Below are 14,792 nucleotides of genomic sequence, written 5' to 3'. Positions count from 1 at the left end.
CTGCGACAAGAATCGGCTCAGTGCGATTCCCGGCTCACCGCGTCGCCGCTGGAGCCGACGAGGAAGTCCAGGTCGGCGCCGACCTCCGCGCCCAGCACGGTGTCCACGTACAGCTTCTGCCAGCCGCGGACCGGGCGGGCCAGGGCCGCCCGCAGCGCCGCCGACGGCTCGCGGGCCGCCAGCTCCTCGTCCGGCACGTCCACCGACAGCCGCCTGTTCTCCACGTCCAGAATGATCCAGTCGCCGTCCCGTACCCGGTCGAGGGGTCCGCCGGCCGCGGCCTCCGGCGCCACGTGCAGCACGACCGTGCCGTACGCCGTACCGCTCATCCGCCCGTCGCAGACCCGGACCATGTCGCGGACGCCGGCATGCAGCAGCTTCTTCGGCAGCGGCATGTTCGCGACCTCGGGCATGCCCGGGTAGCCGCGCGGCCCGCAGCCGCGCAGCACCAGCACCGAATCCGCGTCCACGTCCAGCTCGGGCGCGTCGATGCGCCGGTTGAAGTCCTCCACCGAGTCGAAGACCACCGCCCGGCCGCGGTGGCGCAGCAGGTGCGGGCTGGCCGCGGCAGGCTTGATGATCGCCCCGGCCGGGGCCAGGTTGCCGCGCAGCACGGCGATGCCGGCCTGGGGCAGCAGCGGCTTCTCCCGGGTGCGGATCACGTCCTGGTCCCAGATCTGCGCCTCGGCCAGCGAGTCGACAAACGGCCGGCCGGTCACGTCGATCGCGTCCCGGTCCAGCAGGTCGGCCACCTCGCGCAGCACCGCGGCCAGGCCGCCGGCCCGGTACAGGTCCTCCATCAGGTATTTGCCGGCGGGCTGCAGGTCGACCAGCAGCGGCACGTCCGCGCCGATCCGGTCGAAGTCGGCCAGCGTGAGCGGCACGCCGAGCCGGCCCGCGATGGCCAGCAGGTGCACGACGGCGTTGGTGGAACCGCCCAGCGCGGCCAGCGCCACGATGGCGTTGTGGAACGAGCCGGCGGTCAGCACCCGGCTGGGCCGGCGGTCCGCGGCGACCATCTCCACGATCAGCCGCCCGGTCTCGTGCGAGCGGGCCAGCAGCCGGCTGTCCGGCGCCGGGGTGCCGGCCGTGCCCGGCAGCACCGTGCCGAGCGCCTCGGCCAGCAGGCCCATGGTCGAGGCGGTGCCCATGGTGTTGCAGTGGCCGCGGCTGCGGATCATCGACGACTCGGACTCCAGGAACGCGGCCTTGCTGAGCGTGCCCGCCCGGACCTCCTCGGACAGCCGCCACACGTCGGTGCCGCAGCCCAGCGGGGTGCCGCGGAACGTGCCGGTGAGCATCGGGCCGCCGGGCACCACCACGGCCGGCAGGTCGACCGAGGCGGCGGCCATGAGCAGCGACGGGATGGTCTTGTCGCAGCCGCCGAGCAGCACCACGCCGTCGACCGGGTTGGCCCGCAGCATCTCCTCGGTGGCCATCGCGGCCATGTTGCGCCAGAGCATCGCGGTGGGGCGGACCTGGGTCTCGCCGATCGACACCACGGGCAGGTTGAGCGGGATCCCGCCGGCCTCCCAGATGCCCTGCTTGACGTGCTCGGCGACCTCGTCGAGGTGGCTGTTGCAGGGAGTCAGGTCGGAGGCGGTGTTGGCGATCGCGATCTGCGGGCGGCCCTCGAAGGCCGAGGTCGGCAGGCCACGGCGCATCCAGGCGCGGTGGATGTAGGAGTTGCGGTCCTGGCCGGCATACCACTGGGCGCTGCGCAGTTCAGGCATGAGACCTTCCAATAATCGGAACGCTGGTCGCCTATCTGGAATATCAGGTACCGTACGCCAGTGCCCTCGGAAATCGCACCCCCCTTGGTCGGCACAGATCGGGTGCTGGCCGTCCTCGCCGAGCTGGCCCGGCACGCCGACGGCGCCTCCCTGGAGGAAATGACCCGCGCGGTGGCCAGCCCCAAGCCCACTGTGCACCGGGCGCTGGCCGCGTTGTGCCGGTTCGGCTTCGCCACCCGCAACGGCCACGGCCGTTATGCGCTCGGCGACGAGTTCCTCCGGCTGGCCTTCGCCCACCACGAGGCCCGCCCCGACCACCTGCGGATCGCGCCGGTGCTCAGCACGCTGGCCGAGCGGTACGGCGAGACCGCCCACTACGCGGTGCTCGACGGTCACACCGTGGTCTACCGGGCGAAGGTCGACCCGCCGGCCGGCGCGCTGCGGCTGACCTCCACGGTCGGCGGCCGCAACCCGGCGCACTCCACCGCGGTCGGGAAACTGCTGCTGGCGTACGCGCTGGCCGACGACGACGCCGTCACGGCCTGGGTCGGCGACCGCACCCTGGCCCAGCGCACGCCGCGCACGCTGACCAGTGCGCCCGCCCTCGCCCCCGAGCTGCGCACGATCCGGGCGGCCGGGTACGCCGTCGACGACCAGGAGAACGAACCCGGCATCGTCTGTCTTGCCGTACCGGTGTTCTTGACGTCACCGACCCGGCCCAGCGGCGCGGTCAGCGTCTCCGCGCCGGTCTCCCGCACCCCGCTGGCGACCCTGGTCGCCGCGGTGGCCGCCATCCGCGCGACCGTGGAGGCCCGATGAGCTGGACCGCCGCGGTCGCCTCCACCGAGAGCTTTCTGCTGGGTGAGGGCCCCTTCTGGGACGCGCCGCGCGAGCGGCTGCTCTGGGTCGACGTCGACGCGGGGACGGTGCACGAGGGCCGCCTCGACGGCGACCGGGTGGTCGTCACCGGTTCACAGCACCGCGACCGCACGGTCGGCGCGGTGGTCTGCTCGGCCGCCGGGGAGCTGCTGGTCGCCGGCGCGCAGACGCTGCTCGATGACGGCACGCCGATCGTTGCCGCGCACAGCCGCCTCAACGACGGCGCCTGCGACCCCGCGGGTCGCTTCCTGGTCGGCACCCTCGCGCTGGGCGACACCCACCACCAGGAGCTTCTTGTACGCCGTGAGCACGACGGCTCGCTCACCGTGCTCGACGACGACCTCAACCTGTCCAACGGGCTCGCGTGGAGCCCGGACGGCGGCCTGTTCTACAGCATCGACAGCATCCCGGGCATCGTCTGGGTCCGCTCCTACGACGCCGCCACCGGTGACGTCGGGCCGCGCCGGGAGTGGCTGCGGATCAGCGACGGGCTGCCCGACGGGCTGTGCGTGGACGCCGACGGGCACCTGTGGATCGCGATCTGGGGCGCCGGCGAGGTCCGCCGGTTCACCCCGGACGCCCGGCCCGCCGGGGTGCTCACGGTGCCGGCCCCGCACACCACCAGCGTCGCCTTCGTCGGTCCCGCCCTGGACCGGCTGCTGATCACCACCGCCACCGCCATGCTGAGCGCGGACCGGCTGGCCGCGTACCCGATGTCCGGCCGGCTGTTCCTCGCCGACGTCGGCGTCACCGGGCTCCCGGTCACCCCGTGGGCCGGCCCTACCTCTGGAGAGTCATGAAGCTGATGCGCATCGGCGACGCCGGGGCCGAGCGGCCCGTCGTCCGCGTCGACGACGACACCTACGTCGACGTCGCCGACCTCGAGGACCTGCTCTTCACGGTGCCGCAGGAGTTCCGGCAGCTGGTGGACGCGCGGATCACGGCCGGGCAGGTGCGCCGGTTCGCCGGCGAGCGGGTCGGCGCGCCGATCCGCCGCCCGCACCAGATCCTCTGCATCGGGCTGAACTACCGCGACCACGCCGCGGAGACCGGCCAGGCCGTGCCCGCCGAGCCGATCCTGTTCACCAAGTCGCCGAACACGCTGGTCGGGCCGTACGACGACGTGCGGCAGCCGCGCGGGTCGACCAAGCTGGACTGGGAGGTCGAGCTGGGCATCGTGATCGGGCGCCGGGCGAGCTACCTGGCCGGCCACGCCGCCGCCCGCGACGTCATCGCCGGCTACCTGGTCTGCAACGACGTCAGCGAGCGGGCGTTCCAGACCGAGCGCGGCGGGCAGTGGTCCAAGGGCAAGTCGGCCGAGACGTTCAACCCGGCCGGGCCGTGGCTGGTCACCCCGGACGAGATCGCGGACGTGTCGGCGCTGGGCATGTGGCTCGACGTCAACGGGGTACGGCGGCAGACCGGCAGCACCGCGACGATGGTCTTCGACCCGTACGAGATCGTCCGGTACCTGAGCCAGTTCCTGGTGCTGGAGCCCGGCGACCTGATCAACACGGGCACGCCGCCCGGTGTCGGCATGGGCTTCGACCCGCCGGTCTGGCTGTCGCCCGGTGACGTGATGGAGCTGGGCATCGACGGGCTCGGCAGCCAACGTCAGACCGTGGTGGCGCCCCGCTGATGCGCGCCTTCGTGATCACCGGGCCGGGCAAGGCCGAGGTGCAGGAGGTCGAGCCGCCCGCGGCGCGGCCCGGCGAGGTCGTGGTCGACGTCGAGCGGGCCGGCGTGTGCGGCACCGACGTCGAGTTCTTCAGCGGCGCGATGTCCTACCTGCACACCGGTCAGGCGCAGTACCCGATGCGGATCGGCCACGAGTGGTCCGGCACGGTCAGCGCGATCGGCGCCGGCGTCGACGGGAAGTGGCTCGGGCGGCGGGTCACCGGTGACACCATGCTGGGCTGCGGGCGGTGCGCGCGGTGCCGGTCCGGGCGGCAGCACGTCTGCGCCGACCGGTACGAGATCGGCGTACGCAACGGCTGGCCGGGGGCGCTGGCGGAGCAGTTGCCCGTACCGGTGAAGGCTCTTCAGGTGCTGCCCGACCAGGTGGATGCGGCGCTCGGGGCCCTGGTCGAACCGGGTGGCAACGCGCTGCGCGCGGTCCGCGCCGCGGCGCTGCCGCCGGGCGGGCGGCTGCTGGTGCTCGGACCCGGCGCGATCGGGCTGCTCACCGCCCAGATCGCCGCCGCGCAGGGCGCCGAGGTGCACCTGCTCGGGCGCAGCAGCGACTCGCTGGCATTCGCCGCGGCGGTGGGCTTCCCGCAGGCCTGGACCGCCGCGACGCTGCCGGAGCTGGCCTGGGACGCGGTCATCGACGCGTCCAACGGCCCGGCGCTGCCCGCGCTCGCCGCCGAGCTGGTCGAGCCGGGCCGGCGGGTGGTCTACGTCGGGCTCGCGGCCGAGCCCAGCCTGGTCGACTCGCGGACGCTGGCGCTCAAGGACGTCACCGCGGTCGGCGTGCTCAGCGCGTCGGGGGGCTTCGCCGGGACGGTCGAGCTGTTCGCCTCCGGCGAGGTCGACCCCCGGCCGTTGGTCGCCGCCACCGTCGGGCTGGACGACGTCGCGGCCGTGCTCGCCGGCGAGCGCCGGCCGGGCTGGGGCGCCGGCCCGAAGATCCACGTCGACCCGAGGAGAGATCCGTCATGATCGACTGCACCGCGCGGCACCCGGCCGCACCGGCCCCCGGCCGAGCCGGCCAGGAGGCTCGATCATGAGCGAGTTCGACGGGCTCACCGCCGTGGTCACCGGCGGTGCCAGCGGGATCGGCGCCGCGACCGTCGCCCTGCTGCGCGAACGCGGTGCCCGGGTGGCCGGCCTGGACCTGAACGAGCACGACGCCGACCTGTCGGTGGTCTGCGACGTCGGCGACAGCGCGTCGGTGGACGCGGCGGTCGGCACGGTCGCCGCGCGGTTCGGCCGGATCGACATCCTGGTCAACAACGCGGGCATCGGCGCGGTCGGCGACATCACCGCCAACAGCGACGACGAGTGGCACCGGGTGCTCAACATCAACGTGGTGGGCATCGCGCGGGTGTCGCGGGCGGCGCTGCCGCACCTGCTGGCCTCGCCGAGCGGGTCGATCGTCAACACCTGCTCGATCGCGGCGCCGATCGGCCTGCCGCAGCGCGTCCTCTACTCGGCCAGCAAGGGCGCGGTGGCCTCGCTGACCCTGGCGATGGCCGCCGACCACGTCCGGCAGGGGCTGCGGGTCAACGCGGTGGTGCCCGGCACGGCGGACACCCCGTGGGTGGCCCGGCTGCTGGCCGCGGCCGAGGACCCGCAGGCGGCGGCCGCCGCGCTCCGCGGGCGGCAGCCGACCGGGCGGCTGGTCACCGCCACGGAGATCGCCCACGCGATCGCCTACCTGGCGAGCCCGCTGGCCTCGGCGACCACGGGCACGCTGCTGGCGGTCGACGGCGGCATGACCGGGATACGCCTGCCGAGCTGACGGCGAACGCCGGGTCGGCATGAGCTGACCCGGCGTCCGATGAAGCGGTGGTGCCTCAGACGTTGAAGCCGAGCGCCCGCAGCTGCTCCCGGCCGTCGTCGGTGATCTTGTCGGGGCCCCACGGCGGCAGCCACACCCAGTTGATCCGGAAGTCCTTGACCAGGCCGCCGCCCGGGCCGGTGGTCAGCGCCTGGCGGGTCTGGTCCTCGATGACGTCGGTCAGCGGGCAGGCCGCCGAGGTCAGCGTCATGTCCAGCGTCACGACGTTGTCGTCGTCGACGTGGGCGTCGTAGACCAGGCCGAGGTCGACCACGTTGATACCGAGCTCGGGGTCGACGACGTCCTTCATCGCCTCCTCGATGTCGGCGATGGTCGGCTTCGAGACGACCGTGCCGGCCGCGGCGGGTGCCGCCGCCGCGTCGGCCACGGCCGGAGCCGTCGCGTCGTCGGGTCCGGCAGTGTCGGCCGCGGTCGAGGCGATCTCTTCGATGGTCTTGTCGGTCATGCTGCTTCCTCCTGAGACTGGCCCGCCCGGTCCCGGCCCTCGCCGGCCGCGGACAGGCGGCGCTCGCTGCGCTCGGTCATGCCTGAGCCACCTTTGTCATGCCCTTCTGGCCCTCGCCGGAAGGGTCGCGGTGCGGTGGCGCTGGGTGCCGCTCGGTGCAGTCGGTCACGCCTGAGCCACCTTTGTCATGCCCTTCTGGCCCTCGCCGGAAAGGTCGCGGTGCGGTGGCGCTCGGTGCAGTCGGTCATGACCGGACCTGCGGGCTCACGCCCGCACCGGCGCGCGCCGCGGCGTCCTTGAACGCCATCCACGGCAGCAGCGCACACTTGACCCGGGCCGGGTAGCGCGCCACGCCGGCGAACGCCACCCCGTCGCCGAGCACTTCCTCGTCGGGCTCGATCTGGCCGCGGCTCTGCATGAGCGCGACGAACGCCTCCTGCACCGGGGCGGCCTCGCCCACGGTGCGGCCCTGGAGCAGTTCGTGCAGCACCGACGCCGACGCCTGGCTGATCGAACAGCCGATGCCGTCGTACGAGATGTCCGTGAGGGTGTCGCCGTCGACGGCCACCCGGAAGGTCACCTCGTCACCGCAGGTCGGGTTGACGTGGTGCGCCTCGCCGCCGAAGGGATCCCGGAGGCCCTTGCCGTGCGGGTGCTTGTAGTGGTCCAGGATGATGTCCTGGTACAGCTGGTCGATCATCAGGCGAACACCTTCCGCACCTGCTCCAGACCGCGCGCCAGGGCGTCGATCTCGTCGGTCGTCGTGTAGAGGTAGAACGAGGCCCGGGTCATCGCCGGCACCCCGAACCGCGCGCACACCGGGCGCGCGCAGTGGTGCCCCACGCGTACCTCAACACCGAGGTCGTCGAGAATCTGCCCGACGTCGTGCGGGTGCACACCTTCGACCTCGAACGAGACAGTGCCGCCGCGGCCTTCGCCGGTGGCCGGGCCGAAGATCCGGACTCCCGGCACGTCCGCGAGGGCCTTCAGCGCGTACGCGGTGATCTCCTGCTCGTGCCGGTGGATGTTCTCCATGCCCAGCGCCGTCAGGTAGTCCACCGCCGCGCCCAGGCCGATCGCCTCGGTGATCGGCGGGGTGCCGCCCTCAAAACGGGCCGGCGGCGGGGCGAACGTGGTGCCGGCCATCGTCACCGTCTCGATCGTCGACCCGCCGGCCAGGAACGGCGGCATGGCCTCGAGCAGCGCCATCCGGCCCCAGAGCACGCCGATGCCGGTCGGGCCGAGCATCTTGTGCCCGGTGAACGCGATGAAGTCGGCGCCCAGCTCGACCACGTCGAGCGGCAGGTGCGGCACCGACTGGGAGCAGTCGAGCAGCACCAGCGCGCCGACCTCGTGGGCCCGGGCGACGATCCGCGCCGGGTCGTTGATCGTGCCCAGGATGTTGGACATGTGCACGATCGAGACCAGCTTGGTGCGCTCGTTGACCAGCTCGTCGAGCGTCGACTCGTCGAGCCGGCCCTCGTCGGTGACCCCGAACCAGCGCAGGGTCGCCCCGGTGCGCTGGCAGAGCAGCTGCCACGGCACAAGGTTGGAGTGGTGCTCCATCTCGGAGACCACGATCTCGTCGCCGGGCCCCAGCCCGAGGAACTCGGCCGACGTGTACGCCACCAGGTTGATCGCCTCGGTCGAGTTCTTGGTGAACACGACCTCGTCGGGGCTGGGCGCGGAGATGAAGGCGGCGATCTTCGCGCGGGCCTCCTCGTACGCGGTGGTGGACTCGGTGCCGAGCGTGTGCACGGAGCGGGACACGTTGCCGTTGTACTGCTCCTGGTGCGCCCGCATGGCGTCGAGCACCTGCCGCGGCTTCTGCGAGGTGTTCGCGCTGTCGAGGTAGACGAGCGGGTGCCCGTTGACCTCCCGGCTCAGGATCGGGAAGTCGGCACGCACCCGCGCCACGTCGAACGTCATGATCGCCTCGATCCTCAGGCCCGCGCGCCGGCCACGTAACGCTCGTAGCCCTCGGCCTCGAGCTGCTCGGCGAGCTCCGGGCCGCCCTCCTGGACGATCTTGCCGGCGACGAAGACGTGCACGAAGTCCGGCTTGATGTACCGCAGGATGCGGGTGTAGTGGGTGATCAGCAGCAGGCCGGCCTCGCCGGACGCGCGGACCCGGTTGACGCCCTCGCTGACCACCCGCAGCGCGTCGATGTCGAGCCCGGAGTCGGTCTCGTCGAGGATCGCGATCTTCGGCTTGAGCAGCTCCAGCTGCATGATCTCGTGGCGCTTCTTCTCACCGCCGGAGAAGCCCTCGTTGACGTTGCGCTGGGCGAACGCCGGGTCCATCTGCAGCTTCTCCATGGCGCCGCGCAGCTCGCCGGCCCAGGTGCGCAGCTTCGGCGCCTGGCCGTCGATCGCGGTCTTGGCCGTACGCAGGAAGTTGGCCACCGACACGCCGGGGACCTCGACCGGATACTGCATGGCCAGGAACAGGCCGGCGCGGGCACGCTCGTCGACGGTCATCGCGAGGACGTCCTCGCCGTCGAGCGTCACCGAGCCGCCGGTGATCTGGTACTTCGGGTGCCCGGCGATGGAGTAGGCCAGGGTCGACTTGCCGGAGCCGTTCGGGCCCATGATGGCGTGCGTCTCGCCCGCCTTCACGGTCAGGTCGACGCCGGCCAAAATGGGTTTCAAGCTCGGCTCTCCGCTTGCACCTTGCGGCAGCTTGACCGACACCTGCAGGTCGTGGATCTCGAGGGTGCTCACGGCATGACTCCATTACTCGGCGTGGTGGAAACGTAGATGTCGCCGTCGCGGATCTCGACGGGGAAGGTCGCCACCGGCTCGGTGGCGGGCAGGCCGGTGGGTTCACCGGTGCGCAGGTCGAAGCGCGAGCCGTGCAGCCAGCACTCCAGCGTGCAGCCGTCGACCTCACCCTCGGAAAGGGCGACGGCGGCGTGGCTGCACTCGTCGCGGACGGCGTAGAACCGGTCGTCGTCGGCGTGCACGATCGCGACGTCGATGCCGTCGATCTCCGCGGTGGTCACGGAACCCTTGGCCAGCTCGGCGGCGGGACCCACCAGCTCGAAGCTCATGCTGTGCCTGCCTTTGTCATGCTCTCCTGGCCCTCGCAGACCTCGGTGCAGTCGATCATGACCCAGCCTTCGCCAGCCTCGCCTCGATGGCGTCGCCCAGGCGCTCGCGCAGCTCCTCGACCGGGATCTTGTTGATCAGCTCGGCGAAGAAGCCACGGACCACGAGCTTGCGCGCCTCGGCCTCCGGGATGCCCCGGGCCATCAGGTAGAACAGCTGCTCGTCGTCGAACCGCCCGGTCGCGCTGGCGTGCCCGGCGCTGACCACCTCACCGGTCTCGATCTCCAGGTTCGGCACCGAGTCGGCCCGGGCGCCGTCGCTGAGCAGCAGGTTCCGGTTGATCTCGTACGTCTCCGTGCCGGTGGCGGCCGCGCGGATGACCACGTCGCCGACCCACACGGTGTGCGCCGACCGGCCCTGCAGCGCGCCGCGGTAGCCGACGTAGCTGCGGCAGTCCGGCACGCTGTGGTCGACCAGCTGGCGGTGCTCGACGTGCTGGCCGGCGTCGGCGAAGTACAGGCCCCAGAGCTCGGCCTCGCCGCCCCGGCCCGCGTACTCCACGCTGGTGAACTGGCGCAGCAGGCTGCCGCCGAGGCTGACCTGTACGTGGCTGACCCGGGCGTCCCGGCCGACCCGGAACTTGACGTGCTGGGCCTGCACCGCGTCGGCGTCCCACTCGGTGAGCGTGACGAAGGTGAGCTGCGCGCCGTCGCCGAGGACCACCTCGACGTTGTCCGCGAGGGTGGCCGAACCGACCTGCTCCAGCACGATCGTGGCCTGCGCGAAGTTGCCGAGCCGCACATAGGTGCGGGCGGCGGCGGCGGCCGGCCCCTGCCCGACGACCCGGATGACCACCGGCTCCGACACGACCGTGTCGGCGGTGACGTCGACCAGGGTGACGCTCGCCGCCGACCCGTACGCCAGCGCGCTGACCCGGTCGAACGGCGTCAGCACCGCGTCGACCTTGCCCGCGTCGACCTGCGTCACGGAGACGCCGGCCGGCAGGTCACCGGGCACGAAGCCCGGCGCCGCGCCGGTCAGCGCGGTCGCGGTGACGAGCTCCTTCAGCCGCTTGATCGGGGTGAAGCGCCACTCCTCCTCCAGGCCGTTGATGGCCGGGAAGTCGGCGACGTCGAAGGAACGCAGCACCTGCGACTTGGTGCTCGGCGGTGCCATGGCCTCGGTAGTCATCTCGTCCTTTGCGTCTGCGGTACGTCGGCTGGGGGCTTTATTTAGCCCACAGCCCCTTCCATCTGGAGCTCGATGAGGCGGTTGAGCTCAAGGGCGTACTCCATCGGGAGCTCCTTGGCGATCGGCTCGATGAAGCCGCGCACGATCATCGCCATGGCCTCGTCCTCGGTCAGGCCCCGGCTCATCAGGTAGAAGAGCTGGTCGTCGCTGATCTTGGAGACGGTGGCCTCGTGACCCATCGACACGTCGTCCTCGCGGATGTCCACGTACGGGTACGTGTCCGACCGGGAGATCGTGTCGACCAGCAGCGCGTCGCACTTGACCGTGCTGGCGCTGTGGTGCGAACCCTCCATGACCTGCACGAGGCCGCGGTACGACGTGCGGCCACCGCCGCGGGCGATCGACTTGCTGATGATCGTCGAGGAGGTGTGCGGCGCGGCGTGCACCATCTTGGCGCCGGCGTCCTGGTGCTGGCCCTCGCCGGCCATCGCGACGGAGAGCACCTCGCCCTTGGCGTGCGGGCCGGTCATGTAGACGGCCGGGTACTTCATCGTCACCTTGGAGCCGATGTTGCCGTCGACCCACTCCATGGTCGCGCCCTCTTCGCAGGTGGCGCGCTTGGTGACCAGGTTGTAGACGTTGTTCGACCAGTTCTGGATGGTCGTGTAACGGCAGCGGGCGTTCTTCTTGACGATGATCTCGACAACCGCGCTGTGCAGCGAGTCGGACGAGTAGATCGGGGCGGTGCAGCCCTCCACGTAGTGGATGTAGGCGCCCTCGTCGACGATGATCAGCGTCCGCTCGAACTGGCCCATGTTCTCGGTGTTGATCCGGAAGTAGGCCTGCAGCGGGATGTCGACGTGCACACCCTTCGGCACGTAGATGAAGGAGCCACCCGACCACACGGAGGTGTTCAGCGCGGCGAACTTGTTGTCGCCGACCGGGATGACCGTGCCGAAGTACTCCTTGAAGATGTCCTCGTGCTCGCGCAGCGCGGTGTCGGTGTCCAGGAACAGGACGCCCTGCTCCTCGAGGTCCTCACGGATCTTGTGGTAGACGACCTCGGACTCGTACTGGGCCGCGACACCGGAGACGAGGCGCTGCTTCTCGGCCTCGGGGATGCCCAGCTTGTCGTACGTGTTCTTGATGTCGGCCGGCAGGTCGTCCCAGGTGGCGGCCTGCTTCTCGGTCGAGCGCACGAAGTACTTGATGTTCTGGAAGTCGATGCCGGTGAGGTCGGCGCCCCAGTTCGGCATGGGCTTGCGGTCGAACAGGCGCAGGCCCTTGAGCCGCAGGTCGAGCATCCACTGCGGCTCGCTCTTGAGCGCCGAGATGTTGCGCACCACGGCCTCGGACAGGCCGCGCTGGGCGGTCGCCCCGGCGGTGTCGGCGTCGGCCCAGCCGTATTCGTACTTGCCCAGGGCGGCGAGGTGCTCTTCCTGGGTGGTGACGGGCTGGACGATCTGCTCGGTCATCTATCTGTCCTCACAGTGGTGGCGGTTGTCTCGGTTGCGTGGATAGCGCGCGGCGGGGTGGGGATGTGCGTGGTGCACACCCCGTCGCCGTGCGCGATGGTGGCCAGGCGCTGCACGTGGGTGCCGATGAGCCGCGAGATGACCGCGGTCTCGGCGTCGCACAGCTGGGGAAACTCGGCGGCGACGTGCGCCACCGGGCAGTGGTGCTGGCACAGCTGCCCGCCGGACGCGATCGTCGACGCGTTGGCAGCGTAACCCTCGGCCGTCAGCGCCTCGGCGAGCGCCTCCGCCCGGGCGATCGGCTCGTCGCCGGCCTCGAGCAACGCGGCCCGGCAACGCTCCTCCAGGGCGGCGACCTGGGCGGTGGCGAAGGCGGTGACCGCCTCGGGCCCGCCGTGGTCGGCGATCCAGCGCAGGGCGGCGGTGGCGATGCCGTCGTAGAAGTGCGGGAAGCCGTCGCGAGCAGCGGCGGTGAGCACAAACGCCTTGGCGGGCCGGCCCCGGCCGCGCGGACCCTGGGGCCGCGTCTCGCGCACCTCGACGAGCTGGTCGGCGAGCATGGCGTCGAGGTGCTTGCGGATGGCGGCGGAACTGAGCCCGAGCTGCGCACCGATCTCGGCGGCGGTGGCGGCGCCGCTCTCGAACAGAAGCTGGGCGACCCTGTCACGGGTGCGCGCGTCGGAAGGCGCGGCCACGACGGCCACTCCCTTGCTCCGCGCCAGCACTCCGTTTTTCACTACGCCAACGTAACGTAATTAAGGGAGTCCCGGCAAACCGGCGTCCCGGTGATCCAGAACACCGCGCCCACCGGCCACGCTCAATCAAGATCAAATTCAGGCGTACGATGCCCGGGGTGAGCAATCGCACCCTCCTGCGCCCCCTGGCCCTGGCCTCCCTGGTAGCCAACATCGCCCTGGTGGTCACGGGTGCGGCGGTCCGCCTGACCCAGTCCGGCCTCGGCTGCCCCACCTGGCCCCGGTGCACCGAGGACTCGTACGTCACCACGCCGGAGATGGGCGTCTACGGCGTCATCGAATTCGGCAACCGGGTGCTCGGCATCGTGCTCGGCCTGATCGCCGTGGCGACGTTCATCGCGGCCCTGCTCCACAAACCCCGCCGCCGCTCGCTGATCGTGCTCGCGCTGGTGGCCGGCCTGGGCATCCCCGGCCAGGGCGTGATCGGCGGCATCACGGTGCTGACCGACCTGAACCCGTGGGTGGTCGGCCTGCACTTCCTGCTGTCCATGGCACTGATCGCCGTGACGTACGCCCTGTGGAAGCGCACCGCGGAGGGCGACCGCCCCCGCCGCAGCCTGGTGCCGGCCCCCCTGCCGGCCCTGGCCCGCCTGACCACGGTCGTGAGCGCAGCCGTCATCGTGCTCGGCGTCATCGTGACCGGCAGCGGCCCGCACGCCGGCGACGCGGGCGCCAAACGCAACGGCCTGGACCCTGCCACAATCTCCCAGGCCCACGCGGACGCGGTGTTCCTGCTGATCGGCCTGTCGGTGGGTCTGTGGTTCGCCCTGCGCGCGGTGAAGGCGCCACGCCCGGCGGTCCGCGCGGCAGGGGTGCTGATCCTGGTCGAGCTGAGCCAGGGCCTGATCGGCTTCATCCAGTACTTCACCAACCTCCCGGTCCTGCTGGTAGCAGTCCACATGCTCGGCTCCTGCCTGGTCTGGCTGGCAACCCTGAGCGCCCTGTGGAGCCTCCGCGAACGCCCCCACGACCCGAGCCCCCCGCCGATCCCCCTCGAGTACCCCACCACGAACACCACCCCGGCCCCAGTCGCCTGACCCCGCCGCGCCCCGAGGCCCCACCGACTCCCGCCTCACACCTTCGGACACGCCAGGACTGGACAACCCCCGCGACGAGCAGCGCTCAGTAGACCTTGGTAACCAGTGGCCCCCCGGCGGGCCAATTTCTACCAAGGTCTACTTCCGCACCTGCCTGCCGAGGCGCAGTGCTCGACAGGTCGAATCCGGGTGGACGGCCACCATTGATCAGCCGAAGAAGACGGGCCGCGAGGCGAACAGGCCGCACGCAAGGCAGGGCGCGCGCGAGGCAGAGCGACGGCCGCCGGGGATTGCGGTCGCCATGAGCGCACGACGCGGTGCTCAGTCGCGGGTAGAGCGCCGGACAAAACACGCGACGCGAGACGCCGGAGCCGAAGCGATGCCGGGGCCGAAGCGGAGCCAAGCCCGACCCGAAGCGGAGCGGAGCCCGAGCCCGAAGCGGAGCGGAGCCCGAGCCCGAAGCGGAGCGGAGCCCGAGCCCGAGCCGAAGCAGAGCCCGAGCCGAAGCGAAGCGGAGCCCGAGCCCGAGCCGAAGCGGAGCCCGAGCCCGAGCCCGAGCGAAGCCTGGGCCGGAGCGGAGCTCGGCGTCAGCCAGAGCTGATCCAGGATACAAGCCCGGCATGAGGCGACGCGCGCATGAGGCGAGGCGGGGCGAGCCGGGGCGAGCCGGGATGAGGCGGGGCGAGCCGGGATGAGGCGGGGCG

15 protein-coding genes are annotated in these 14,792 nt (G+C 71.7%); 6 read left to right on the top strand and 9 right to left on the bottom strand.

Annotated elements, in window-relative coordinates:
• Window positions 1-17: 17 nt before the first annotated feature.
• Window positions 18-1,733 carry an IlvD/Edd family dehydratase gene (locus ACIBQZ_RS18885; protein WP_396089986.1) on the bottom strand — a complete coding sequence of 572 codons (1,716 nt, stop codon included), beginning with the start codon at window positions 1,731-1,733 and terminating at the stop codon, window positions 18-20.
• 84 nt (window positions 1,734-1,817) lie between these two features.
• Here ACIBQZ_RS18885 and ACIBQZ_RS18880 point away from each other — a divergent pair, with 84 nt between their 5' ends.
• From ACIBQZ_RS18880 to ACIBQZ_RS18860, 5 genes are all read left to right on the top strand, one after another.
• The gene (locus tag ACIBQZ_RS18880; protein WP_396089985.1) at window positions 1,818-2,552 is read left to right on the top strand and encodes an IclR family transcriptional regulator; all 735 of its coding nucleotides are present in this window, start codon (window positions 1,818-1,820) and stop codon (window positions 2,550-2,552) included.
• The gene (locus ACIBQZ_RS18875; protein ID WP_396089984.1) at window positions 2,549-3,412 is read left to right on the top strand and encodes an SMP-30/gluconolactonase/LRE family protein; all 864 of its coding nucleotides are present in this window, start codon (window positions 2,549-2,551) and stop codon (window positions 3,410-3,412) included. Before ACIBQZ_RS18880 ends, ACIBQZ_RS18875 begins: the two co-directional genes overlap by 4 nt.
• Window positions 3,409-4,251, top strand: a complete 843-nt coding sequence (locus tag ACIBQZ_RS18870) for a fumarylacetoacetate hydrolase family protein (RefSeq protein ID WP_396089983.1) — start codon at window positions 3,409-3,411, stop codon at window positions 4,249-4,251. Before ACIBQZ_RS18875 ends, ACIBQZ_RS18870 begins: the two co-directional genes overlap by 4 nt.
• Window positions 4,251-5,273, top strand: coding sequence for a zinc-binding dehydrogenase (locus ACIBQZ_RS18865; RefSeq protein WP_396089982.1), 1,023 nt, complete (start codon window positions 4,251-4,253; stop codon window positions 5,271-5,273). Before ACIBQZ_RS18870 ends, ACIBQZ_RS18865 begins: the two co-directional genes overlap by 1 nt.
• 64 nt (window positions 5,274-5,337) lie before the next feature.
• Window positions 5,338-6,075 (top strand): SDR family NAD(P)-dependent oxidoreductase, encoded by a 738-nt coding sequence (locus ACIBQZ_RS18860; RefSeq protein ID WP_396089981.1) that lies wholly within the window; start codon window positions 5,338-5,340, stop codon window positions 6,073-6,075.
• A 55-nt stretch (window positions 6,076-6,130) separates the two neighbouring features.
• On the opposite strand, the gene ACIBQZ_RS18855 is transcribed toward ACIBQZ_RS18860, so the two are convergent.
• The 8 genes from ACIBQZ_RS18855 to ACIBQZ_RS18820 form a co-directional block, all read right to left on the bottom strand.
• Complete coding sequence (locus tag ACIBQZ_RS18855; RefSeq protein ID WP_396090099.1) at window positions 6,131-6,565, bottom strand: metal-sulfur cluster assembly factor; 435 nt, start codon at window positions 6,563-6,565, stop codon at window positions 6,131-6,133.
• A 259-nt stretch (window positions 6,566-6,824) separates the two neighbouring features.
• Window positions 6,825-7,283, bottom strand: a complete 459-nt coding sequence (gene sufU, locus ACIBQZ_RS18850) for a Fe-S cluster assembly sulfur transfer protein SufU (protein ID WP_396090098.1) — start codon at window positions 7,281-7,283, stop codon at window positions 6,825-6,827.
• The gene (locus ACIBQZ_RS18845; protein WP_396089980.1) at window positions 7,280-8,509 is read right to left on the bottom strand and encodes a cysteine desulfurase; all 1,230 of its coding nucleotides are present in this window, start codon (window positions 8,507-8,509) and stop codon (window positions 7,280-7,282) included. The genes sufU and ACIBQZ_RS18845 overlap by 4 nt, the downstream gene beginning before the upstream one ends.
• Before the next feature lie 14 nt (window positions 8,510-8,523).
• Window positions 8,524-9,303, bottom strand: coding sequence for a Fe-S cluster assembly ATPase SufC (gene sufC / locus ACIBQZ_RS18840; protein ID WP_396089979.1), 780 nt, complete (start codon window positions 9,301-9,303; stop codon window positions 8,524-8,526).
• Window positions 9,300-9,632 carry a non-heme iron oxygenase ferredoxin subunit gene (locus tag ACIBQZ_RS18835; RefSeq protein WP_396089978.1) on the bottom strand — a complete coding sequence of 111 codons (333 nt, stop codon included), beginning with the start codon at window positions 9,630-9,632 and terminating at the stop codon, window positions 9,300-9,302. The genes sufC and ACIBQZ_RS18835 overlap by 4 nt, the downstream gene beginning before the upstream one ends.
• A 55-nt stretch (window positions 9,633-9,687) precedes the next feature.
• A complete protein-coding gene (gene sufD, locus ACIBQZ_RS18830; protein ID WP_396089977.1) occupies window positions 9,688-10,821 on the bottom strand; it encodes a Fe-S cluster assembly protein SufD in 1,134 nt (377 codons plus the stop codon).
• A gap of 41 nt (window positions 10,822-10,862) precedes the next feature.
• Entirely contained in the window at window positions 10,863-12,296 is a 1,434-nt protein-coding gene (gene sufB / locus ACIBQZ_RS18825) for a Fe-S cluster assembly protein SufB (RefSeq protein WP_396089976.1), read from the bottom strand.
• The gene (locus tag ACIBQZ_RS18820) at window positions 12,293-13,033 is read right to left on the bottom strand and encodes a helix-turn-helix transcriptional regulator (protein WP_396089975.1); all 741 of its coding nucleotides are present in this window, start codon (window positions 13,031-13,033) and stop codon (window positions 12,293-12,295) included. Before ACIBQZ_RS18820 ends, sufB begins: the two co-directional genes overlap by 4 nt.
• A 107-nt stretch (window positions 13,034-13,140) precedes the next feature.
• On the opposite strand from ACIBQZ_RS18820, the gene ACIBQZ_RS18815 reads away from it, so the two are divergent.
• Window positions 13,141-14,088: a heme A synthase gene (locus ACIBQZ_RS18815; RefSeq protein WP_396089974.1), complete on the top strand. Its 948-nt coding sequence runs from the start codon at window positions 13,141-13,143 to the stop codon at window positions 14,086-14,088.
• The last annotated feature ends 704 nt before the right edge of the window (window positions 14,089-14,792 follow it).

Source organism: Actinoplanes sp. NPDC049599 (assembly GCF_044465625.1).
Lineage (GTDB): Bacteria > Actinomycetota > Actinomycetes > Mycobacteriales > Micromonosporaceae > Actinoplanes.
This window is presented reverse-complemented; position numbering and strand designations above follow the sequence as displayed.

Excerpts from the sequence above, each read along its gene's own strand:
- ACIBQZ_RS18885 (WP_396089986.1), bottom strand. The coding sequence starts at position 1,733 with ATGCCTGAACTGCGCAGCGCCCAGTGGTATGCCGGCCAGGACCGCAAC.
- ACIBQZ_RS18875 (WP_396089984.1), top strand. The coding sequence starts at position 2,549 with ATGAGCTGGACCGCCGCGGTCGCCTCCACCGAGAGCTTTCTGCTGGGT.
- ACIBQZ_RS18870 (WP_396089983.1), top strand. The coding sequence starts at position 3,409 with ATGAAGCTGATGCGCATCGGCGACGCCGGGGCCGAGCGGCCCGTCGTC.
- ACIBQZ_RS18865 (WP_396089982.1), top strand. The coding sequence starts at position 4,251 with ATGCGCGCCTTCGTGATCACCGGGCCGGGCAAGGCCGAGGTGCAGGAG.
- ACIBQZ_RS18860 (WP_396089981.1), top strand. The coding sequence starts at position 5,338 with ATGAGCGAGTTCGACGGGCTCACCGCCGTGGTCACCGGCGGTGCCAGC.
- ACIBQZ_RS18845 (WP_396089980.1), bottom strand. The coding sequence starts at position 8,509 with ATGACGTTCGACGTGGCGCGGGTGCGTGCCGACTTCCCGATCCTGAGC.
- ACIBQZ_RS18835 (WP_396089978.1), bottom strand. The coding sequence starts at position 9,632 with ATGAGCTTCGAGCTGGTGGGTCCCGCCGCCGAGCTGGCCAAGGGTTCC.
- sufD (WP_396089977.1), bottom strand. The coding sequence starts at position 10,821 with ATGACTACCGAGGCCATGGCACCGCCGAGCACCAAGTCGCAGGTGCTG.
- sufB (WP_396089976.1), bottom strand. The coding sequence starts at position 12,296 with ATGACCGAGCAGATCGTCCAGCCCGTCACCACCCAGGAAGAGCACCTC.
- ACIBQZ_RS18815 (WP_396089974.1), top strand. The coding sequence starts at position 13,141 with ATGCCCGGGGTGAGCAATCGCACCCTCCTGCGCCCCCTGGCCCTGGCC.